The sequence below is a fragment of the Chitinimonas taiwanensis DSM 18899 genome (assembly GCF_900119825.1).
Classification (GTDB): domain Bacteria; phylum Pseudomonadota; class Gammaproteobacteria; order Burkholderiales; family Chitinimonadaceae; genus Chitinimonas; species Chitinimonas taiwanensis.
This window is the reverse complement of sequence record NZ_FPKR01000002.1, coordinates 322,043-342,100: the sequence shown is the minus strand read 5'-3', so window position 1 is coordinate 342,100 and position 20,058 is coordinate 322,043. Positions and strand designations below refer to the sequence as shown.

22 protein-coding genes are annotated in these 20,058 nt (G+C 61.0%); 19 read left to right on the top strand and 3 right to left on the bottom strand.

Going from position 1 to position 20,058, the window contains the following annotated elements; genetic code table 11:
• Positions 1-20 precede the first annotated feature (20 nt).
• Complete coding sequence (locus tag BT173_RS03470; protein ID WP_072427224.1) at positions 21-968, top strand: S49 family peptidase; 948 nt, start codon at positions 21-23, stop codon at positions 966-968.
• Between the two features lie 48 nt (positions 969-1,016).
• Complete coding sequence (motD, locus tag BT173_RS03465) at positions 1,017-1,820, top strand: flagellar motor protein MotD (RefSeq protein WP_072427223.1); 804 nt, start codon at positions 1,017-1,019, stop codon at positions 1,818-1,820.
• A 67-nt stretch (positions 1,821-1,887) separates the two neighbouring features.
• Here the strand turns inward: motD and BT173_RS03460 are convergent, their stop codons facing one another.
• The gene (locus BT173_RS03460) at positions 1,888-2,370 is read right to left on the bottom strand and encodes a flagella synthesis protein FlgN (RefSeq protein ID WP_084658118.1); all 483 of its coding nucleotides are present in this window, start codon (positions 2,368-2,370) and stop codon (positions 1,888-1,890) included.
• Between the two features lie 108 nt (positions 2,371-2,478).
• Positions 2,479-2,787 carry a flagellar biosynthesis anti-sigma factor FlgM gene (gene flgM, locus BT173_RS03455; protein WP_084658116.1) on the bottom strand — a complete coding sequence of 103 codons (309 nt, stop codon included), beginning with the start codon at positions 2,785-2,787 and terminating at the stop codon, positions 2,479-2,481.
• Between the two features lie 175 nt (positions 2,788-2,962).
• On the opposite strand from flgM, the gene fliW reads away from it, so the two are divergent.
• From fliW to tilS, 3 genes are all read left to right on the top strand, one after another.
• Positions 2,963-3,406 (top strand): flagellar assembly protein FliW, encoded by a 444-nt coding sequence (fliW, locus tag BT173_RS03450; RefSeq protein WP_139256028.1) that lies wholly within the window; start codon positions 2,963-2,965, stop codon positions 3,404-3,406.
• 135 nt (positions 3,407-3,541) lie between these two features.
• Complete coding sequence (locus BT173_RS03445; RefSeq protein WP_072427220.1) at positions 3,542-4,510, top strand: acetyl-CoA carboxylase carboxyltransferase subunit alpha; 969 nt, start codon at positions 3,542-3,544, stop codon at positions 4,508-4,510.
• Positions 4,479-5,825, top strand: coding sequence for a tRNA lysidine(34) synthetase TilS (gene tilS, locus BT173_RS03440; protein ID WP_072427219.1), 1,347 nt, complete (start codon positions 4,479-4,481; stop codon positions 5,823-5,825). Before BT173_RS03445 ends, tilS begins: the two co-directional genes overlap by 32 nt.
• Before the next feature lie 68 nt (positions 5,826-5,893).
• Here the strand turns inward: tilS and BT173_RS03435 are convergent, their stop codons facing one another.
• Positions 5,894-6,820: an SPOR domain-containing protein gene (locus tag BT173_RS03435; protein WP_084658114.1), complete on the bottom strand. Its 927-nt coding sequence runs from the start codon at positions 6,818-6,820 to the stop codon at positions 5,894-5,896.
• Between the two features lie 205 nt (positions 6,821-7,025).
• Here BT173_RS03435 and ndk point away from each other — a divergent pair, with 205 nt between their 5' ends.
• From ndk to hflC, 14 genes are all read left to right on the top strand, one after another.
• Entirely contained in the window at positions 7,026-7,451 is a 426-nt protein-coding gene (ndk, locus tag BT173_RS03430; protein ID WP_072427217.1) for a nucleoside-diphosphate kinase, read from the top strand.
• Between the two features lie 15 nt (positions 7,452-7,466).
• Positions 7,467-8,579 carry a dual-specificity RNA methyltransferase RlmN gene (rlmN, locus tag BT173_RS03425; RefSeq protein WP_072427216.1) on the top strand — a complete coding sequence of 371 codons (1,113 nt, stop codon included), beginning with the start codon at positions 7,467-7,469 and terminating at the stop codon, positions 8,577-8,579.
• Positions 8,580-8,582: 3 nt separating this feature from the next.
• Entirely contained in the window at positions 8,583-9,332 is a 750-nt protein-coding gene (pilW, locus tag BT173_RS03420; protein ID WP_084658112.1) for a type IV pilus biogenesis/stability protein PilW, read from the top strand.
• Positions 9,333-9,373: 41 nt separating this feature from the next.
• The gene (locus BT173_RS03415; protein ID WP_175545542.1) at positions 9,374-10,330 is read left to right on the top strand and encodes a helix-turn-helix domain-containing protein; all 957 of its coding nucleotides are present in this window, start codon (positions 9,374-9,376) and stop codon (positions 10,328-10,330) included.
• 8 nt (positions 10,331-10,338) lie between these two features.
• On the top strand, positions 10,339-11,613 hold the full coding sequence (gene ispG, locus BT173_RS03410) for a flavodoxin-dependent (E)-4-hydroxy-3-methylbut-2-enyl-diphosphate synthase (RefSeq protein ID WP_072427214.1): 1,275 nt from the start codon (positions 10,339-10,341) through the stop codon (positions 11,611-11,613).
• Between the two features lie 11 nt (positions 11,614-11,624).
• Positions 11,625-12,881: a histidine--tRNA ligase gene (hisS, locus tag BT173_RS03405; protein WP_072427213.1), complete on the top strand. Its 1,257-nt coding sequence runs from the start codon at positions 11,625-11,627 to the stop codon at positions 12,879-12,881.
• 4 nt (positions 12,882-12,885) lie between these two features.
• Positions 12,886-13,143, top strand: coding sequence for a hypothetical protein (locus BT173_RS03400; protein ID WP_072427212.1), 258 nt, complete (start codon positions 12,886-12,888; stop codon positions 13,141-13,143).
• A 6-nt stretch (positions 13,144-13,149) separates the two neighbouring features.
• Positions 13,150-13,788 carry a YfgM family protein gene (locus tag BT173_RS03395; protein WP_072427211.1) on the top strand — a complete coding sequence of 213 codons (639 nt, stop codon included), beginning with the start codon at positions 13,150-13,152 and terminating at the stop codon, positions 13,786-13,788.
• A complete protein-coding gene (bamB, locus tag BT173_RS03390) occupies positions 13,785-14,903 on the top strand; it encodes an outer membrane protein assembly factor BamB (RefSeq protein WP_072427210.1) in 1,119 nt (372 codons plus the stop codon). The genes BT173_RS03395 and bamB overlap by 4 nt, the downstream gene beginning before the upstream one ends.
• A 94-nt stretch (positions 14,904-14,997) precedes the next feature.
• Positions 14,998-16,410: a ribosome biogenesis GTPase Der gene (der, locus tag BT173_RS03385; RefSeq protein WP_072427209.1), complete on the top strand. Its 1,413-nt coding sequence runs from the start codon at positions 14,998-15,000 to the stop codon at positions 16,408-16,410.
• Positions 16,411-16,531: 121 nt separating this feature from the next.
• Entirely contained in the window at positions 16,532-16,786 is a 255-nt protein-coding gene (hfq, locus tag BT173_RS03380) for an RNA chaperone Hfq (protein WP_072427208.1), read from the top strand.
• 98 nt (positions 16,787-16,884) lie between these two features.
• On the top strand, positions 16,885-17,991 hold the full coding sequence (hflX, locus tag BT173_RS03375; RefSeq protein WP_072427207.1) for a GTPase HflX: 1,107 nt from the start codon (positions 16,885-16,887) through the stop codon (positions 17,989-17,991).
• 6 nt (positions 17,992-17,997) lie between these two features.
• Positions 17,998-19,185 carry an FtsH protease activity modulator HflK gene (gene hflK / locus BT173_RS03370; protein WP_072427206.1) on the top strand — a complete coding sequence of 396 codons (1,188 nt, stop codon included), beginning with the start codon at positions 17,998-18,000 and terminating at the stop codon, positions 19,183-19,185.
• 1 nt (position 19,186) lies between these two features.
• On the top strand, positions 19,187-20,056 hold the full coding sequence (gene hflC / locus BT173_RS03365; protein ID WP_072427205.1) for a protease modulator HflC: 870 nt from the start codon (positions 19,187-19,189) through the stop codon (positions 20,054-20,056).
• Positions 20,057-20,058 lie beyond the last annotated feature (2 nt).

Sequence of the window (20,058 nt, the reverse complement as noted above, 5' to 3'; positions counted from 1 at the left end):
GAAGTGGAATGTAAAACCCTATGAATGAGCAGCAAAACCCGAACTGGGAACGCCAAGTGCTGGAAAACCTGCTGCAGGCTGGCCTGAAAGAGCAGCGTAAGACGCGTAACTGGAAAATCTTCTTCCGCTTTGTCGGTTTCGCCTGGCTCTTCCTGCTGCTGGCGATTCTGGTGAGCTGGCGTAGTGCTGGCAATGTTGAAGCGGTCAGCTCCGGCCCCCATACCGCCTTGGTGGATTTGCGTGGCGTGATTGCCGCGGGTGGCGATGTGGATGCCGACACCGTGATCGAAGGCCTGCGCAATGCCTTCAAGGACAAGCAAACCAAGGGTGTGGTGCTGCGTATCAATAGCCCGGGCGGCAGTCCGGTGCAGGCCGGCCAGGTGGCTGATGAGATCAAGCGCCTGCGCAAGCTGAACCCGACCACGCCACTATATGTGGTGGTCGATGATATCTGCGCCTCCGGTGGTTACTACGTTGCGGCGGCGGCCGACAAGATCTTTGTCGATAAGGCCAGCATGGTTGGCTCGATTGGCGTGTTGATGGATGGTTTCGGCTTTACTGGCGCCATGGAGAAGCTGGGCGTTGAACGTCGTCTGATCACGGCCGGTGAGAACAAGGGCTTCCTCGATCCGTTCTCGCCACAAAGCCCGGCTCAGCTGGAGATTGCCCACAAGATGCTCGATGAAGTGCACCAGCAATTCATCAAGGTGGTGCGCGAAGGGCGTGGCAAGCGCCTGAAGGAAACGCCAGATATGTTCTCGGGTCTGGTGTGGAGCGGTGAGAAGAGTGTTGAGCTGGGGTTGGCCGATGGCTTTGCCACCGTGGACAAGCTGGCGCGTGAAGTGATCAAGGCGGAAGAGATTGTCGATTTCACCCCGCGCGATGACTGGACGCAGCGCTTTGCCCGCACCTTGGGGGCCTCGGCTGGCGCACAACTGGCCAGCCAGTTCACCCTGAGTCTAAAGTAAGCCTACAGGCCCGCCCTGGTGCGGGCCTGCTTTCCAGACGGAGTCGCCATGGCGCGCAAACATCGGGTCGAAGAGCATGAGAATCACGAACGTTGGCTGGTGTCCTATGCCGACTTCATCACGCTGCTGTTTGCCTTCTTCGTCGTCATGTATGCGATCTCCCAGGTCAACGAAGGCAAGTACCGGGTGTTGTCCAATTCCCTGACCGTGGCTTTCAATAAGCCGGATGCCGCTTCAGAAGCGCTGATCAAGTCCGATCCGAATGGCAGCAATGCCTCGCTGATCGACCTGCCTTACCGTCAGCGCCGTGAGGCCCAGCAGGTACAGGAGCTGGTGCAGGAGCGTGCACGACAGGCCGAGGCCATGAAGCAGATGGCTGGTGAGTTGAAGCAGGACCTGGCCGCCTTGATCGACGATGGTCAGGTGCGCGTTACCGAGAGCAAGCGCGGCATCGCCATCGAGGTGAATGCCAGCCTGCTGTTCCCGGTCGGCTCCGCCACCCTGGATGAGCGTTCGGCCCAGTCCCTGGCCGATATCGCGCGCAAGCTGGCGAGCGCCGAGAACCTGATCCAGATCGAGGGGCATACCGATAATGTGCCGATCAACTCGCCGCTGTTTCCGTCCAATTGGGAGTTATCCGCAGCGCGTGCCGGCACGGTAGTGCGGCTGTTCGAGGCGAATGGCGTGGCGGCGCGGCGGCTGGTTGCGCTGGGCTATGGCGAAAATCGCTCGGTGGAGTCGAACCAGTCCGCCGAGGGGCGTGCGCGCAATCGGCGCGTGACCATCCAGATCCTCGCCGATAAGGAAAATGAGGTGGCCACCTTGCCGCTGCCGGATGCCACGACGCCTTGATGCTGAAGCTGCCAATAAAAAAAGCCCGCCTTGAAAGCGGGCTTTTTTTATTGGGTTGGATGCTGGACTAGGCCTTACCCAGCGAGCCGCCCGGGCGCGACAGCTTGGGCTGGCCATAGGCATCGTAGGATAGCGTTGAGCTTTGGCTATTCTGCAGCAGGGTCATCAGCTGCTGGTTTTGCTGATGGCGGGTCTCGATCAGCTTGCCATTGGTCTGGTTCAGCGCACTGGCCTGGCGGGCGGCCTGGATCAGCTCCTGCCAGAGTGAGGCGATGGGCGGCCAGGCCTCGGCGGGCAGATGGCGCGCCTGCGCGAATAGATGGGGTGCATCGGGGGACAGCTCTACGCCATTGATGTCGAAAAGGCGCTTGCGTTCACGCGCCAGGCTCTCCAGGGTTTGCGCGCGCGCCGTCTTTTGCTGGGCGTAGCCGACCAGGTCGGCCAGGGTGTTCTTGATCAGCGCATCCTGCTCCTGCTCCAGCAGCTCCACGAAGCCGAGCAATTCGGCCAACTCATTCTGCAGTACGGACATGAGAGGGGAGGGAAGCATGCGGATGCACCTGTCGAAGCGGGATGGGGTGGACGTCAAATAAGAAACGCCAACCACCGGTGATCCGGCAATTGGCGTTGCGTAGTATGCCTGCAAGTGCTGCTGGCGTCAGGGCTTCGCGAGCAGTTCCTTGACGCTGGCCATCAGCTTATCGGCGATGGCATCGGGATTCACGCTGAAGCGGCCCTCGGCAATCGCTTGGCGAATCTCGCTGATCTTGGCTTCGTCCATGACCGGCTGGCTGCCCAGATTGGCCTCCAGCGAGGCGAGGCGCGCGCTGAAGCTGGTGATGTCGACATTCTCGCCACGCACCTCTGCTGCGCCGCTGCTCTCGCTGCTCGTCTTGCTGCTGGGGCGGCTGTCGGTGCGGTTCAGCGCCGCGCCTAATGGCTTGCCGGAATTGTCGATTTTCATCATGCGTCCTTTCGTCGACTACTTTGGCCGACTCCTGTCACTTTAAACCTTACTCTGGTTTATCGGCATGGTGGCTGAAAACTTTAGCCCGGCTGGTTGAAAAGCTGCGAGATATCGGCAGGGTAGGGCGGCGATTGCCGTATAGGCCTGATTTCGGCTAGATTGCCTGCAGACTTGAGTGCTTACTAAGGGAGATTGTTCCATTATGCAAATCGTCACACCTCGCTTCGGCGTGCTGGAGATCGAAGAAAATTCCTTGATCACCTTTCCGGATGGTCTGCCTGGCTTTGATAACTGCAAGCGCTTCAAGCTGCTGCATGAAGACGTGGCCGAGCCCAAGGTATTGTGGATGCAGTCCTTGGATGAGCCCGAGGTGGTAATCAGTGTGATCGATGCCAATCTGCTTGGCTTGCACTATCAATTGGCGCTGAGCGACGCAGAAAGTGCACTGATTCAATATACGGGCGGGCAGGATGTGATCCTACTTTTGACCCTGACGCGCGACGGCGATGGCAACAAGATTCAGGCCAATACCCAGTCGCCTATTGTCTTGAATGCCGCCAGCCGCCTTGCCCTGCAGAAAAGCGGCGTGCGTGCGGAGATCGTTTTTACCAACGAATAGTGCCGGACGGCTGCTCGAAACGCGCTACTGTCAATCTTGCGGGGTGGCGGCATTTCGCCATAATGGCGCACTTTTCGCCGTTACGTCCGGCATTACCGGAGATCGATCGCATTGCAAAATGCGGCCAGCCCGAGCATGAAAACTACATTCCTCGACTTTGAACAACCGATCGCCGAGCTTGAAGGCAAGATCGAAGAACTGCGCTATGTGCAGGATGATTCGGCGGTCGATATCTCGGTCGAAATCGACCATCTGCAGAAAAAAAGCCAGGAGCTGACGCGCGGCATCTACGCCAAGCTCACGCCCTGGCAAATCTCCCAGGTATCGCGCCATCCTCAGCGGCCCTACACGCTCGACTATATCCGCGAAATCTTCACTGACTTTCAGGAATTGCATGGTGATCGGGGCTTTGCCGATGATCTGGCCATTGTGGGTGGTCTGGCGCGTTTGAATGGCCAGTCCTGCGTGGTGATTGGTCATCAGAAGGGTCGCGATACCAAGGAAAAGATTCTGCGCAATTTTGGCATGCCGCGCCCCGAGGGCTACCGCAAGGCTTTGCGCCTGATGCGTCTGGCTGAGAAATTCGGTCTGCCCATCTTCACCTTTGTCGATACGCCCGGTGCTTATCCAGGCATCGGCGCGGAAGAGCGCGGCCAGTCCGAAGCGATTGGGCGCAATCTGTATGAAATGACCCGTCTGCGCGTACCGGTGGTGGTGACCATTATTGGTGAGGGTGGCTCGGGCGGTGCGCTGGCCATTGCGGTGGGTGACCAGGTGCAGATGTTGCAGTACTCGACCTACTCGGTGATCTCGCCCGAAGGTTGCGCGTCCATTTTGTGGAAGAGCGCCGAGAAGGCGCCTGAAGCGGCTGAGACTCTTGGCATTACGGCTGCCCGCCTGAAGACCCTGGGTCTGGTCGACAAGGTGGTGGCCGAGCCACTCGGGGGTGCACATCGCGATCCGCAGGCGATGATGCTGACCTTGCGCAAAGCCTTGCAGGACGCACTGAAGAATCTGCAGGACAAGCCGATCGACGCGCTGCTGGAGACGCGTTTCGAGCGCCTGATGAGCTATGGCAAGTTCAAGGAAGTTGCCGCTGTCTGAGTCTGATCAGCTGTATGACCGCTTTCGGCAGCTGGCGCTGGTACGTTGCCAGTCGCCAGCCCGGGTGGCGGTCGCTTACTCCGGTGGGCTGGACTCCAGTGTGCTACTGCATTTGTTCGCCCGTCTGCGTGCCGAGCAGGCTTTCTCGCTACAGGCCTTTCACGTTCATCACGGTCTGAGTGCCCATGCCGACGCTTGGCTTGCGCATTGCGCGCAGGTCTCGGCCCAGCTCGATATTCCCTTCTCCAGTGTGCGTGCTGATCTATCGGCTCGCTCGGGTGCCGGCCTGGAGGCCGACGCGCGCGCCGCGCGCTACCGCGCCTATGCCGATCTGTCCGTCGACTGGGTAGCGCTCGCACATCATCAGGACGATCAAGCTGAAACTGTGCTTTTTCGGCTGGCTCGCGGTGCCGGGGTGCAGGGCGCGGCTGGCATGCCGGTGCAGCGCGCGCTGGCTGCGGATAAGCAGATATGGCGTCCACTGCTGGATGAATCACGCGCCAGCTTGCTGTGCTACGCACAGCAGCAGGGCTTGTCTTGGGTGGAAGACGAGAGCAATGCGCGCCAGGATTTTGATCGCAACTATCTGCGTCACGCGGTGATGCCGGCCTTGCAAGCGCGTTTCCCCGCCGCGCCAGCGGCCATCGCCAGGGCTGCCCGGCATTTCGCCGAGGCTGCCACGCTGCTCGATGAGTTGGCGCAGGAGGATGCGGGCGAGGTGGCGCCGCTCAGTCTTGATCTGGCCCGTTTGCGTCCTTTGCCGCCAGCTCGCCAGCGCAACCTCTTGCGCTGGTTTCTTGCTCGCCATGCGCTGCGCCTTGAGGAGCGCCAGCTCCATTTGCTGCTCGATCAGGTCCTGCAGGCGCGCGATGATGCGATGCCCTTTTTGCGAGTGGCCGAGCGCTCGGTGCGCCGTTATCGTGAGCGCTTATGGGTGGCGATCCTGCCGCCGCAGGTGCAGAGCTGCGTGCTGAATGCGCCTGGCGATCTGCCGCCTGACTGGTGTGGTGAGCTGCGTTGGCAGCGTCGCAATGGTGGTTTGGCGGAAGGCTGTTGGCCGGGTGTGCAGGTGCGCCCGCGTGTGGGTGGTGAGCGCTTGAAGGTGCGTCGGGGTGGGCCTACCCGGCCGGTCAAGGATCTGTTGCAGGAGGCGGGTGTGCCGCCCTGGTTGCGTAGTTATTGGCCCTTGCTGTGGCGCGATGAGGTCTTGCTGGCCGTAGCGGGAATTGCCGTGGCGGCCGATTATCAGGCGGAAGGCGGCTGGTGGCCGATCTGGCTGCCGCAGGGCTGGCCCCTGCCGGCTAGATTGGAATGAGGCTGAAAATGAAGAAGCCGCCTTTGATTCAGGGCGGCTTTTTCATGGGTCTTACGATATGCGTGGCTTTACTGGGGTGCAGGCGCCTGCAGTATGGGCGTCACGCCCATTTCACGCAGCCGGCGCATCATCAGGTCGGCTTCTTCGCGGCTTTTGAACGGGCCAATCTGCACGCGTGTCTCCAGGCGGGCGGGAATGCCGGCGCTGCTCAGGCGGCTGATCAACTTCTCCGCATTGCTGCCGCTCTGGAATACACCGGCCTGCACGGTAAAGCCGCGTGTGCCGGCGGGTTGTACGCCAGTGGCCAGGGCAACAATCGTCTGCTCGGGCGTCGTGGCCGGCGCGCGTGCGGCGCGCGGTGGTGGCGCGATGACGGGCTGGCTATTGCTGGGCGATGCGCTTGGCGTGCTGGCTACCTCGGTGCGTGCTGGGCTGCTGGCGGGTGGGTTCGGCTTGTTGCTTGACGTTGTCGGGTTGGTCTTGGCTGGGGCTGCTGGCTTGTCTTGCTTGATGGTGGCGGGTGGGATATCGGTTGAGCCACCGTCTGGATCGAAGGGGGCGAGTTCGACCTGTGCGCCACTCGGTTTGCTGACGGTGGCGTTGGTGCTGTTTGCGGGTGGTGTGCTGGCAACTGACTCTTCGGCGTTGGGCTGGGTAGTGGCTGCCTCAGGGCCGGCGCTGCCGGTTTCCGGATCGGGGCCAATACTGATGATGGGGGCGGTCTCTGTGTTGGCGGCTGGCGGGGCGCTGACGGCCGGCGCGGGTTCGCTCGAGGTTTCCGCCTGTAGAGGGTTGATGGCTGGGCCTTCCGCGCTGACCGTGGGCTTTTGCTCAAAGCGATTCAGGAAGGTAATCGCGAGTGCGGCAACCACGATCAGGCAAACGGCAATCGCCAGGCGCTGCATCAGGCGCTGGCGGATTTCCTTTTGCTCGGCGTCTTCTTCGGGAGATGGGGGCGGTTGAACCCGATTCGGGCTGGGGCGGATCGCGCTCATATGATTATCTGCGCCACTTCGGGCGCGCTCCCTTGGGATAGGCTTGAACCGACAGATCGTGCTTTGCGCGCCTTGGCGGCAAAGCTGGTAGAATATTCGGTCATTTTTATGCAGACAAGCTGCGCAGCCCTTCGTGGGCCGGGCTTGTGGTGCGAAATTATCTGCTTTTCCCTTTTTCCTCTACGAAATAATTGGAGTAGTAACCATGGCTGTTGAACGCACCCTGTCCATTATCAAGCCCGATGCCGTTGCCAAGAACGTGATCGGCCAGATCTACACCCGCTTTGAAAACGCTGGCCTGAAGGTTGTGGCTGCCAAGCTCAAGCAACTGTCGCGCGCTGAGGCTGAAGGCTTCTACGCTGTGCACAAGGCCCGTCCTTTCTTCAATGATCTGGTGAACTTCATGATCTCCGGCCCGGTCATGATTCAGGTGCTGGAAGGCGAGAACGCCATGCAGACCAACCGCGACCTGATGGGCGCTACCGATCCGAAGAAGGCCGAGAAGGGCACCATCCGCGCCGACTTCGCTGATTCGATCGATGCCAACGCTGTGCACGGTTCGGACAGCCTGGAGAATGCCGCGATTGAAATCGCCTACTTCTTCGCGGGAACCGAAGTTCACGCTGCTTAATTGAACGCCTTGGCCATGTCTATCAATCTGCTCGACTTTGACGCTGAACGCTTTGCCACCTTCCTTGCGGAGCGTGGCGAGAAGCCGTTTCGTGCCAAACAGCTGATGCGCTGGATCCATCACTTCGGTGCGGCGGATTTCGGTGTGATGACGGATATTGCCAAGGCAACGCGTGAAAAGCTGGCGGCGGAGGCAGTCATCGCCCCGCCCAGCTTGATGCTGGAACAGAAATCCGATGACGGCACCCGTAAGTGGTTGCTGGATGTCGGCACCGGCAACGGTGTGGAAGCGGTCTTCATCCCCGAGGATGACCGCGGTACTTTGTGCGTATCCAGCCAGGTTGGCTGTGCACTGGAATGCACGTTCTGCTCGACGGGACGACAAGGTTTCAATCGCAACCTCAGTACGGCGGAAATCATCGGCCAGCTGTGGTGGGCGAACAAGGCCCTGGGGCGCGACCCCAAGGGTGATCGCATCGTCTCCAATGTGGTGATGATGGGCATGGGCGAGCCGCTGGCCAACTTCGACAATGTCGTGGCCGCCATGCGCCTGATGCTGGATGACAATGCTTACGGCCTGAGCCGGCGCCGCGTCACGCTGTCCACCTCGGGCCTGGTGCCGCAGATGGACCGCCTGCGCGAAGCCTGCCCGGTGGCTTTGGCCGTATCACTGCACGCGCCTAACGATGCGCTGCGTGATGAGATCGTGCCGATCAACAAGAAGTATCCACTCAAGGAATTGATGGCTGCCTGCCAGCGTTATTTGGAAAAGGCGCCGCGCGATTTCATTACCTTCGAGTATGTGATGCTGGACGGGGTAAACGACAGCTTTGAACACGCCAAACAGTTGGTGGCGCTGGTCAAGGATGTGCCGTGCAAGTTCAATCTGATCCCCTTCAACCCTTTCCCGAATTCAGGTTATGGTCGCTCCAAGCCGGATGCGATCCGTCGCTTCCGCGATCATCTGATACAAGCGGGTTTCATCGTGACGGTGCGCAAGACGCGCGGCGATGATATTGATGCTGCCTGCGGCCAGCTGGCTGGCCAGGTGAAGGACAAGACCAAGCGCACACTGCGCTTGGCTGCGGAAGGCAAGACCACGCAAACCATTCAAATCACAAGGGACTAGCCCGTGAAACTCAGCCTGATTGCCCCGCTTCTGCTGGTTCTGAGCCTGCCCGCCCTGGCTGCGGAAAATGACGCCGATCGCAGCAGCCAGGTTCCGCGTCTGCGCACCGAGCTTGCCGCGGGCTACTATGCGCGTGGCCAGTATGGCGTGGCCCTGCAGGAAGTGGACAAGGCCTTGGCGGCCGATTCGAGCTATGCGCCGGCCTACTATGTGCAGGGCCTCGTCTATATGGATCTGCAGGAGTTCGATACCGCGGACAAGAGCTTCCGGCGTGCCGTCTCGCTCGACCCGACCGAACCGAATGCCAATCACAATTACGGCTGGTTCCTGTGCAATAAGCGCAAGGCCTACAAGGAGTCGATTCCTTATTTCCTGGCTGCGCTGAAGAACCCGCTCTACAACACCCCGGAAAAATCGCAGCAGCAGGCGGGCTTATGCGCGCTGAAGGCGGGCGATACCGCGGCGGCTGCAACTTACCTGCGCCAGGCCGACCGTGCCCAGCCGGACAATCCGCAAACCCTGTATGGACTGGCGCTGCTGTCCTATCAGCGTGGCGATTTCGAAGCCGCCCGCAATATGCTCTCGCGCCAGGCACGCCTGGGGCAGGGCGGTGCCGAAGAGCTGTGGCTGAACCTGCGGGTTGAGAACAAGCTGGGGAACACCGACAATGTGGCGGGCTTCGGCAAGGAATTGAAGACCCGCTTTCCCGATAGCGAAGAAGCTCGCCTGCTGGCTGCCGGCCAGTTCGATTGATTCCCTCCATCCGCGATGACCGCGCCTGCATGACGCCCGAGATGAGCCAAGAACAAGCGCCTACCCCCTCCCTTTCCGAAATGCTGGCCCAGACGCCAAGCGCGGGCGCCATCCTGGCGGCGCAGCGCAAGCAACTGGGCATGTCGGTGGACGAAGTGTCTGCCAAGCTTAAGCTGTCGCACCGCCAGATCGAGGCGCTGGAAACCGATCGCTACGATGCCTTGCCCGGCAATACCTTCGTGCGTGGTTTCGTGCGTAATTACGCACGCCTCTTGCAGATCGATGCACAGCCCCTGCTGCACTACCTGGAAAGCCATCTGCCCCAAGAGGCGCCACAGGCCGCCCTGCCGCGCCTGCAGAGTGAAACCCTGCCCACCCTGCGTCCGGGTGGCTCGCCTGGTCAGTCGTCCTTTCTGCTTGCGGTCTTGGGCGGTTTGGCACTGGCGCTGATCGCCTTCGGTGCCTACTGGCTGGTCCAGCAGTCGCGTCAGGAACCCATCCTGACCCTGCCGGAAACCCAGGCGCCCGTGGTGCTCGAGACGCCTGCACCGATCGCCCAATCCGCTCCTGTGGTCAGTGCACCAGCAATCGAGGCCGCACCGGCTGCGGTGCCGCCTGAGCCTGCATTGCCAGCTCAGGCTGCTGCACTGACGCCGGCGTTGCCGGCAGCGCAGCCTACGCCCGCGCCCGCTACGGCGGCACCCACGCTGCCGCCGGCCACTACACCGCAGGTCACACCGCCGGCTGTAGTGCCAGCACCGACTGGCGAGATTCGTGTCGTGGCCAAGCAGGAAAGCTGGGTGCAGATCACCGATGCCAATGGCCGTCGTTTGGTCAATGAGCTACTGCCGGCCGGCCAGGTGCGTGTGGTCGGCGGCAAGCCGCCTTACCAGGTACGCATCGGCAATGGCCGCCAGACCGAGCTGTATTACAAGGGCAAGGCCACGGATCTGGGGCCCTATATCCGCGTCGATGTGGCCAATCTGGAATTGAACTGAATTCGAGTATGAGCAAACTTCCCCGTCGTATTTCCCGTCAGGTCATGGTTGGCCATGTGCCTGTTGGCGGTGACGCGCCCGTGGTGGTCCAGTCGATGACCAATACCGACACCGCCGATGCGGCCGGTACCGCCCAGCAGGTATTCGAGCTCTGGCAGGCGGGCTCGGAGCTGGTGCGCATCACAGTCAACTCGCCCGAAGCCGCGGCCCAGGTGGGTGAGATTCGTCGCCGCCTGGATGCCATGGGTTGCGATGTACCGCTGGTGGGCGACTTCCACTTCAACGGTCACAAGCTGCTGAGCCAATACCCGGAGTGCGCGGCTGCATTGGCCAAGTACCGGATCAATCCTGGCAATGTGGGCAAAGGCAGCAAGCGCGACGAGCAGTTCGGCGCCATGATCGAGATGGCTATCCAGTACGGCAAGCCGGTACGCATCGGCGTGAACTGGGGCAGCCTGGATCAGGCCAAGATGGCGCGCATGATGGATGAGAATGCCCAGCGTGCCGAGCCGCTGCCTGCCGATGCGCTGATGCGCGAGGCGCTGATCCAGTCGGCGCTGGAAAGCGCGGCCCAGGCCGAGGCACTGGGCCTGCCTGGCAACGCGATTACGATCTCCTGCAAGGTGTCGGACGTGCAGGACCTGATCAAGGTCTACCGCGATCTGGCCAGCCGTTGCGACTACCCGCTGCACCTGGGCCTGACCGAAGCTGGCATGGGCTCCAAGGGCATTGTCGCCTCGACCGCGGCGCTGTCGGTGCTCTTGCAGGAAGGTATCGGCGACACCATCCGCGTGAGCCTGACCCCTGAGCCGGGCGAGGCGCGCACCAAGGAAGTGGTGGTGGCGCAGGAAATCCTGCAGACCATGGGCATCCGCTCGTTCACCCCGCTGGTGACGGCTTGCCCCGGTTGCGGCCGTACCACCTCGACCTTCTTCCAGGAGCTGGCGCAGAAGATCCAGCGCTATCTGCGCGAGCAGATGCCAGTCTGGCGCGCTGACTATCCGGGCGTGGAAACCATGAACGTGGCCGTGATGGGTTGCGTGGTGAACGGCCCGGGCGAATCCAAGCTGGCCAATATCGGCATTTCCCTGCCGGGCACTGGTGAAGTGCCGGTGGCACCTGTCTTCGTCGATGGTGAGAAGACCGTCACCCTGAAGGGCGAGGGCATTGCCGAAGCCTTCCAGGCCATTGTTTACGACTATGTGCGCGCCAATTACAGCGAGGGTGGCAAGCTGCGCCGCCGCATGGACGCACCCAAGACCATTCCGCTCAAGACGATCTGATACCTGCATCCATGGCTGACAAGTTCCAAAGCATCAAGGGTTTCTACGACATCCTGCCCGGCCAGACCGCGCTGTGGCGCCATCTGGAAGACGTGGCCAGTGAGGTGCTGGCCCAGTACGGTTATCGCTATATCCACCTGCCCATTGTCGAACCGACGGCGCTGTATGTGCGTGGCGTGGGTGAGCACACCGATATCGTCGAGAAGGAGATGTATTCCTGGACCGACGCGCTGAATGGCGACAAGCTGACCCTGCGTCCGGAAGGGACGGCTGGTTGCGTACGCGCCGTGGTTGAGCACAGCCTGACCTATAACGGCCCGCAACGGCTCTGGTATATGGGGCCGATGTTCCGCCACGAAAACGTGCAGAAGGGCCGCCAGCGCCAGTTCCACCAGATCGGCGCCGAGGCTTTCGGCTATGACGGGCCCGATGTGGATGCCGAGCTGATGATCATGCTGGCGCGCCTCTGGAAGGCGCTTGGGATTACCGATGTCGAACTGCAGATCAATACGATTGGTGACGCCAGCGAGCGCGCGGCCTACCGCCAGACCCTGATCGCCTATTTCGAGCAGCATGCCGAGCTGCTGGATGAGGACGCCAAGCGCCGTCTGCATGCCAATCCGCTACGCATTCTCGACAGCAAGAATCCGCGCATGCAGGCCATGATCGAAGCGGCGCCCAAGTTATTCGATGTGCTGGGTGCTGAATCACGCGCGCATTACGACGGCCTGTGCGCGCTGCTCGATGCGGCCGGTGTGCCTTACACGCTCAATACCCGCCTGGTGCGTGGTCTCGATTACTACAATCGCAGCGTGTTCGAGTGGGTGACCACCAAGCTGGGTGCCCAGGGCACGATTGCGGCCGGTGGTCGCTACGACAGCTTGGTGGAAACCCTGGGTGGCAAGCCGACCACGGCCTGCGGTTTTGGCATGGGCATGGAGCGGGTGTTTCTGCTGATGCAGGAATACGGCGTGCAGGCCAGTGATGCGCCTGATGTCTATCTGGTCAACGCCGGCGAGCAAGCCCAGGCCCAGGCGCCCATTCTGGCCGAACGTCTGCGTGACGCAGGCATGGCGGTGGCCGTGCATGCCGGTGGCGGCAGCTTCAAATCGCAGATGAAGAAGGCGGATGGCTCGGGTGCGCGCTTTGCCGTGATTCTGGGTGAGGACGAAGCCCGCGCCGGTACCGCGGTGATCAAGCCGCTGCGCGACGGTGGCGAGCAGCGCAGCGTAGCCCAGGCTGAACTTGCTGCGGCTTTGATGGACTGAGCCCATGGCGCAGCAAAAGCTCAAGGTTTCCTTCAAGCTCTTCGTGCTCGACATCATCGGCGCCATGCTGGCCGGTTTTGGTCTGCTGGGCGTGGTGGGCGAGGGTGGCCAGGTGCATCCTTGGCTGGCAGACCCGCTGCATGGCGCGATCCTGCTGGTCACCGGACTAGGCCTGATGGCCTGGTTCATGATCGATCTTCTCAAACGTATCCGTGCGCAACGCCAGTCGCGCACCAATCAACCCGCTAACGAACGGAAGTAAGCACAGATGGCCGCATTTGATTTGCAGGAACAGGAACAAATCGCCGAGATCAAGGCATGGTGGGCGCAATGGGGCAAGTGGCTGATCGCCCTGGCCATTGCCTTGCCGGTGGCCTATGTGGGCCAGTACGGCTGGAAGGCTTACCAGAAGTCGCAAGCCGAGGCGGCCGCTACTGCTTACGCTAATGTGGAAAAGGCCTTCCAGGCTAAGGATGCCGCCAAGACCCGTGCTGAAGCCGATGCGATGACCAAGGCTCAATCGGGCCATGCGCTGACCAGCCGTGCCATGCTGCTGGCTGCCAAGCTCGCGCACGACGCGAAGGACCTGGATAAGAGTCGTACCGCCCTGGAGTGGGTAGTCGCGAATGCCAAGGAAGACGGTGTGGCCGACGTGGCGCGTCTGCGCCTGGCTGCCGTGCAACTCGATCAGAAGCAATTCGATGCCGCGCTGAAGACCTTGGACAAGCCTAAGGGCGCCGCCTTTGACGGCCTGTTTGCCGATGCACGCGGCGATGTGCTGGCCATCAAGGGCGACGCCAAGGGCGCTCGTCAGGCTTACGAGCAGGCCTTGGCACAGCTGGAGAAGGATGCCCCGGCCCGTGACCTGATCGAGATCAAGCTGTCCTCGCTGGAGGCGGCCAAGTGAAGCAGCTTCTCGCGCTGAGCCTGTTGGCCACGCTGGCTGCCTGCGCCGGCACCGACAATAGCCCGGTACCCACCGAGCTGAAGGATGTCGCCAATACAGTGGCATTCAGCCAGCAATGGCAGGCTAGCTACTCGGAGGGCGGTATCTACCATTTCGCGCCAGACGTCACAGGCGGCAGCGTATTCATGGCCGGTCTGCAAGGTATTGCCGCCTTCAATCCGCAAGATGGTCGTCGGCTGATGGAAGTGCGCAGCGACAAACCGCTGGCAGGCGGCATCGGCGCAGCCAATGGCGTGGTGGCAGGCGGTTCGCTGAAGGGCGATCTGTTCGCCTGGGATGTGAGCGGCAAGGCCAAGTGGCAGGTGCGCGTTTCCAGCGAAGTGGTGGCCCCGCCGGCCATCGCCGAGGGTGTGGTCGTCGTGCGTACCGTGGATGGCCGCATCACCGGCTTGAATGCCGAAGACGGCAAACAGCGCTGGCAGTTCTCGCGCAGCCAGCCAGCGCTGATTCTGCGCAGCTATGCGGGCGTGACGATTGCCGATGGCGTGGTCTATGCCGGTCTGGCTGCGGGACGTCTGGTGGCGCTGTCGCTGGCCGATGGCCGCGTGCTGTGGGAATCGTTGGTGGCCCAGCCCAAGGGGGCTACCGAGCTCGAGCGCATCGCCGATGTGACCTCGCTACCGGTGGTCGATAAAGGTCAGGTCTGTGCGGTGGCCTACCAGGGCCGGGTGGCCTGTTTCGCGGTGAGCAATGGTTCCTTGCTGTGGGCGCGCGATATTTCCAGCTATGCAGGTCTGGCCATCGACGACAACCATGTCTATGTGACCGATGATGTCGGTACCGTCCAGGCGTTCGAGCGCTCGGGTGGTCGCAATCTGTGGAAGAGCAGCGATCTATACGGTCGTCGCGTGAGCGGCCCCGCGGCACTCGGCGGTGACTATATTGCAGTGGGCGATTTCGAAGGCTATGTGCATGTGCTTGCCGCAGCCGATGGTCGCCTGGTCGCGCGTCAGCGTGCGGATCGCAGCCCCATCGTGGTCGCTCCGCGCCTGATCGATGGCAAATTATTGGTACAGACACAGGCCGGTGGCCTGTATGCCTATACCCTGAAGTAATCTCCTGGTCTGCCTGGCCAGCCTTGGTTTGCCGAGCGGTGAACCCAGGCTGGCCGCTGTGTTGTACCGGTAATGCAATGTTGTTAGGAAACGAATGAAACCCACCATCGCCCTCGTCGGCCGTCCCAATGTTGGCAAATCCACGCTGTTCAATCGGCTCACCAAAAGCCGTGACGCGCTGGTAGCCGACCAACCGGGCCTGACGCGTGATCGTCACTATGGTCACGGCAAGGTGGGCAGCAAGCCCTATCTGGTGGTCGATACCGGCGGCTTTGAGCCGGTGGCCGATGACGGCATCCTGCATGAGATGGCGCGCCAGACCCTGCAAGCGATTGATGAGGCCGATGCGGTCGTGTTCATCGTGGACGGCCGCACCGGCTTGACGCCGCAGGACAAGCTGATTGCCAACCGCCTGCGCCAGCTTGATCGCCCGGTACGCCTGGCCGTCAACAAGGCGGAGGGCATGGTGTCGAATCTTGTGGTGGCCGAGTTCTTCGAGTTGGCCCTGGGTGAGCCCTGGCCGATTTCCGGTGCCCATGGTGAGGGTGTACGCAGCCTGATCGAAGACCTGTTGGCCGGCTTCGAGGTGGAAGTCGAGGAAGAAGACCTCGATTACCCGAAGTTCGCCATCATTGGTCGCCCGAATGTGGGCAAGTCCACGCTGGTGAATGCCATCCTGGGCGAGGAGCGGGTGATTGCTTTCGACCAGCCCGGCACCACGCGCGACTCGATTTATATTGATTTTGAGCGGAACGCCCGCAAATACACGGTGATCGACACGGCGGGTGTGCGTAAGCGCGCTAAGATCGACGAGGCGATCGAGAAGTTCTCGGTGGTGAAGACCATGCAGGCGATTGAAGACGCCAATGTGGTCGTGCTGGTGCTCGATGCCCGTCAGGACGTGGCCGAGCAGGATGCGCATATCGCCGGTTTTGCGTTGGAGGCGGGGCGCGCCATGGTGGTGGCGGTGAATAAATGGGAGGGCATGGACTTGTACGCGCGCGATCAGATCAAACGCGATATCGCGCGCAAGCTTGGCTTCCTCGACTTTGCCCGTTACCACTATATCTCGGCGCTGGAAGGGCAGGGCGTGGGAGATCTGTTTGCCAGTATCGATGCCGCTTACAAGGCCGCCATGGCCAAGTTGCCGACGCCGCGCTTGACGCGCGCGCTGCAGTTGGCCACCGAGAAGCAGCAGCCGCCACGCGCTGGTTTGGTGCGTCCGAAGATGAAATATGCGCACCAGGGTGGCACCAACCCGCCAGTGGTGATCGTGCATGGCACGGCGCTCGAACATATTCCCACCAGCTACTGGCGTTATCTGGAACATTCCTTCCTGAAGATGTTCAAACTGCAGGGCACGCCGCTGCGGGTACAGTTCAAGAAGGGTGAAAACCCGTATGACACCAAGCCGGGTGAATTCAAGCCCGACCGCAAGGGTGTGATGCGCGGCGAGCACAAACCCGGCAAGGAAGTCGTCAAGCGGGTGAGAAAGAAAACGGGCTGATCCCGGTTGTGCTTGGCAGAAAAACTGCTACAAGTCACAGTGACCAGCCGGATTGGTTTGCGCAGGAAAACAGATTGGGCGGATTTCCGTCGTTTTTTAATTGCATAGTGGAGAACTACAAATGAGCGCTAAAGGGCAAATGCTACAAGACCCGTTTCTGAACATCCTGCGCAAGGAACATGTGCCGGTTTCGATCTATCTGGTCAACGGCATCAAGCTGCAAGGCCAGATCGAGTCGTTCGACCAGTACGTGGTGTTGCTGCGTAATACCGTGACCCAGATGGTCTATAAGCACGCCATCTCCACCGTCGTGCCGGCCCGCGCCGTGTCGATTCCTTACGAGAACAAGGATCAGGCGCCAGCTGCCGAAGCCTGATCCTGATCGATCAAGCCAGCGCGGGGCACTTCGGTGCCCCGTTTGCTGTAAGGCTGCAGTGTGGTGTCATTGTCGCAACCATGGAGTAAACCCCCAGCGTGTTTGAACGCCATCAAGGCGGCGATAAAGCCGTCCTGGTCTGTCTCGATTTTGGCGAGCCGGACTATCTGGAAAACATCGAAGAATTCAAGCTCTTGGCGGAAGGCAATGGCTATAAAGCTTTGGCCGTCATCCAGGGCAAGCGCCAGCGTCCCGATCCCAAGCTGTTTGCCGGCTCCGGCAAAGTGGAGGAAATCGCCGCCGCCCTGGCGGCCACCGGTGCCAGCACAGTCCTGTTCAACCATGCGCTGGCTGGCGCGCAGGAACGTAATCTGGAGCGCGCGCTCGAATGTCGCGTTTCCGATCGCGTACGGCTGATTCTGGATATCTTCGGCCAGCGCGCGCGCTCCAATGAGGGCAAGCTGCAGGTCGAACTGGCGCAGCTGCAATATATGTCCACCCGTCTGGTGCGCGGCTGGACTCACCTGGAGCGCCAGCGCGGTGCCACCGGCACGCGCGGCGGCCCGGGTGAAACCCAGCTGGAAATGGACCGCCGCATGCTGAATGAGCGGGTGATCAAGCTCAAGGCCAAGCTCAAGGATCTGCAGCGCCATCGCGACACCCAGCGCCGTGCGCGCGAGCGCAGCAAGCAGTTCTCGGTCTCGCTGGTCGGCTATACCAATGCCGGCAAGTCCACGCTGTTCAATGCGCTGACCCATGCCAAGGCCTATGCGGCCGATCAGCTGTTCGCGACCCTGGACACCACCAGTCGTAAGCTTTTTCTGGATCCGCAGCATTCTATTGTGTTGTCAGACACGGTCGGTTTCATCCGCGATTTGCCCCATGGCCTGGTAGCGGCATTCCGTGCCACGCTGGAGGAAACGGTGCGGGCGGATCTGCTGCTGCATGTGGTTGACAGTGCGAGCGATACACGCGAAGCGCAGATCGAGGCGGTGAATCTGGTCCTCAAGGAGATCGACGCCGATGCGATCCCGCAGATCGTGATCTGGAACAAGATCGACCTGAAGGGCGGCGAGCCTGAAGTCGAGCGGGATGAGTATGGTAGGATTCGCGCCGTCCGCATGAGCGCAAAAACGGGACTGGGCCTGGATTTATTGCGGCAGGTACTGGTCGAAGCAATGCCTGACTATTCAACGACGGAATAAAGCTATATGTCGCAAGACCCGCAATGGGGCCGCCGAGGCAAGGACGGCCCTCCTGATCTGGACGAAATCGTCCGTCAGTTCAGCAATAAGCTCAAACAGTTCCTGGGCGGCAAGCCCAGCGGTCCGAGCAACTCACCCAGCGGTTCGCCCGGCAATGCGCCGGATGCACGCACCATGATCGGTGGCATGTCCATCGTCTTGGGCGTGATTGCTGTGCTGTGGGTGGCGAGCGGCTTCTACGTGGTGGATGCACGTGAGGAGTCGGTCGTGCTGCGCTTTGGCCGCTATGTGGAAACCACGGGTTCCGGCCTGCACTGGCGCATGCCCTGGCCGATCGAGCAGAACGAGATCGTCAAGCTGTCCGAGGTGCGTTCGGTGGAAGTCGGTTTCCGCGGCGATGCCAAGAGTCGCGTGGAAGACGAGTCACTGATGCTGACCCAGGATCAGAACATCATCGAGATGCAGCTGGAAGTACAGTATGACGTGAAGTCGGCCTATGACTTCGTGTTCAACAATGCCACCACCGATAGCGATGCGCGCGACCTGGTCAAGCAGGCCGCTGAAACCGCGATCCGTGAAGTGGTCGGTCGCAACAAGGTCGATTTCGTGCTGAACGAAGGGCGCGGCCAGATTGCCGCTGACACGACCCGCCTGATCCAGACCCTGCTTGACGACTACGGCACCGGTATCCGGGTGAGCCGCATCAATATCAATGATGTGCAGCCGCCGGAAGCCGTGCAGGCAGCCTTTGCCGATGCGGTGAAGGCCGGTCAGGACAAGGTCAAGCAGACCAATGAAGGTATCGCTTACGCCAACGATGTGATTCCGAAGGCCAAGGGTTATGCTGCGCGCCTGCTGCAGGAAGCCGAAGGTTACAAGCAGAGCGTGATCTCCCGCGCCGAGGGTGATGCAGCGCGCTTCAAGCAGGTGGCCAGCGAATATGCGAAGGCACCGCAAGTCACCCGTGATCGCCTCTATATCGATGCGATGCAGCAGGTGATGAGCAATAGCACCAAGGTGCTGGTGGACCAGAAGTCCAACGGTAATCTGCTATATCTGCCGCTCGACAAACTGATGCAGATGAGCAGCCAGCAGGCGCCAGCTGTTGAGAGCGTGCCGGCTGCGGCTGCCGATGCACCAGTTACCATCGTGCCGCGCACCAGTCCGCTGCGTGGCGAACGGGAGGGTCGTTAAGATGAATAGATTGATTCCGGCACTCGCCGTTGTGCTGCTGGGCCTGATGGTGCTCAGCATGAGTGTGTTCACGGTCGACCAGCGCCAAGCGGCCATGGTCTTCCAGCTTGGTGAAGTGGTGCGCGTGGTCAAGGAGCCTGGCATACGCTTCAAGGTGCCCTTGCTGCAGTCAGTGCGCTACTTTGATCGCCGTATCCTGACCATGGATGCCGAAAGCCCGGAGCGCTTCAATACGATCGAGAAGAAGAACGTATTGGTCGACAGCTATGTGAAGTGGCAGGTCATTGACGTCGAGCAGTACTACAAGAGCGTGGGTGGCAGCGAACGCATCGCCGCAGCGCGTCTGCGCAAGACGGTCAATGATGTGCTGCGCGCCGAGTTCGGTAAGCAGACCGTGCAGGATGTGATTTCCGGCAAGCGTGATGAAGTGATGGAAGTGGTCGGCCAGGTTGCCGACGCTGATGCGCGCAAGATTGGTGTGCGCATCGTCGATGTGCGTCTTAAGCGCGTCGATTTCCCGAACGACATCAGCAATGCGGTGTTCGACCGCATGATCTCGGAGCGCAAGACCGTGGCCAACCAGCTGCGTTCGGAAGGCTCGGCCGAAGCGGAAAAGATCCGTGCCGATGCCGACCGTCAGCGCGAGGTGATCCTGGCTGAGGCGTATAACAAGGCCCAGCAGCTTAAGGGTGAGGGCGACGGTCGTGCAGCCTCCATTTACGGTGCCGCGTATGGTCAGAACCCTGAGTTCTATGCCTTCTACCGCAGCCTGGATGCCTATAAGCAGACCTTCAAGTCCAAGTCGGATGTGATGGTGGTGGACCCGAGCTCGGCCTTCTTCAAATACATGAAGGACCCGCGAGCGAAGTGACG

What these genes read in the sequence shown, in the direction of transcription:
- BT173_RS03400 (WP_072427212.1), top strand. Translation starts at nt 12,886, where the DNA reads ATGGCGCAGCAAAAGCTCAAGGTTTCCTTCAAGCTCTTCGTGCTCGAC.
- BT173_RS03460 (WP_084658118.1), bottom strand. Translation starts at nt 2,370, where the DNA reads ATGCTTCCCTCCCCTCTCATGTCCGTACTGCAGAATGAGTTGGCCGAA.
- BT173_RS03435 (WP_084658114.1), bottom strand. Translation starts at nt 6,820, where the DNA reads ATGAGCGCGATCCGCCCCAGCCCGAATCGGGTTCAACCGCCCCCATCT.
- flgM (WP_084658116.1), bottom strand. Translation starts at nt 2,787, where the DNA reads ATGATGAAAATCGACAATTCCGGCAAGCCATTAGGCGCGGCGCTGAAC.
- rlmN (WP_072427216.1), top strand. Translation starts at nt 7,467, where the DNA reads ATGTCTATCAATCTGCTCGACTTTGACGCTGAACGCTTTGCCACCTTC.
- BT173_RS03445 (WP_072427220.1), top strand. Translation starts at nt 3,542, where the DNA reads ATGAAAACTACATTCCTCGACTTTGAACAACCGATCGCCGAGCTTGAA.
- BT173_RS03415 (WP_175545542.1), top strand. Translation starts at nt 9,374, where the DNA reads ATGAGCCAAGAACAAGCGCCTACCCCCTCCCTTTCCGAAATGCTGGCC.
- tilS (WP_072427219.1), top strand. Translation starts at nt 4,479, where the DNA reads ATGGCAAGTTCAAGGAAGTTGCCGCTGTCTGAGTCTGATCAGCTGTAT.
- ispG (WP_072427214.1), top strand. Translation starts at nt 10,339, where the DNA reads ATGAGCAAACTTCCCCGTCGTATTTCCCGTCAGGTCATGGTTGGCCAT.
- BT173_RS03395 (WP_072427211.1), top strand. Translation starts at nt 13,150, where the DNA reads ATGGCCGCATTTGATTTGCAGGAACAGGAACAAATCGCCGAGATCAAG.
- hfq (WP_072427208.1), top strand. Translation starts at nt 16,532, where the DNA reads ATGAGCGCTAAAGGGCAAATGCTACAAGACCCGTTTCTGAACATCCTG.
- motD (WP_072427223.1), top strand. Translation starts at nt 1,017, where the DNA reads ATGGCGCGCAAACATCGGGTCGAAGAGCATGAGAATCACGAACGTTGG.
- ndk (WP_072427217.1), top strand. Translation starts at nt 7,026, where the DNA reads ATGGCTGTTGAACGCACCCTGTCCATTATCAAGCCCGATGCCGTTGCC.
- der (WP_072427209.1), top strand. Translation starts at nt 14,998, where the DNA reads ATGAAACCCACCATCGCCCTCGTCGGCCGTCCCAATGTTGGCAAATCC.
- hisS (WP_072427213.1), top strand. Translation starts at nt 11,625, where the DNA reads ATGGCTGACAAGTTCCAAAGCATCAAGGGTTTCTACGACATCCTGCCC.
- BT173_RS03470 (WP_072427224.1), top strand. Translation starts at nt 21, where the DNA reads ATGAATGAGCAGCAAAACCCGAACTGGGAACGCCAAGTGCTGGAAAAC.
- hflK (WP_072427206.1), top strand. Translation starts at nt 17,998, where the DNA reads ATGTCGCAAGACCCGCAATGGGGCCGCCGAGGCAAGGACGGCCCTCCT.
- hflC (WP_072427205.1), top strand. Translation starts at nt 19,187, where the DNA reads ATGAATAGATTGATTCCGGCACTCGCCGTTGTGCTGCTGGGCCTGATG.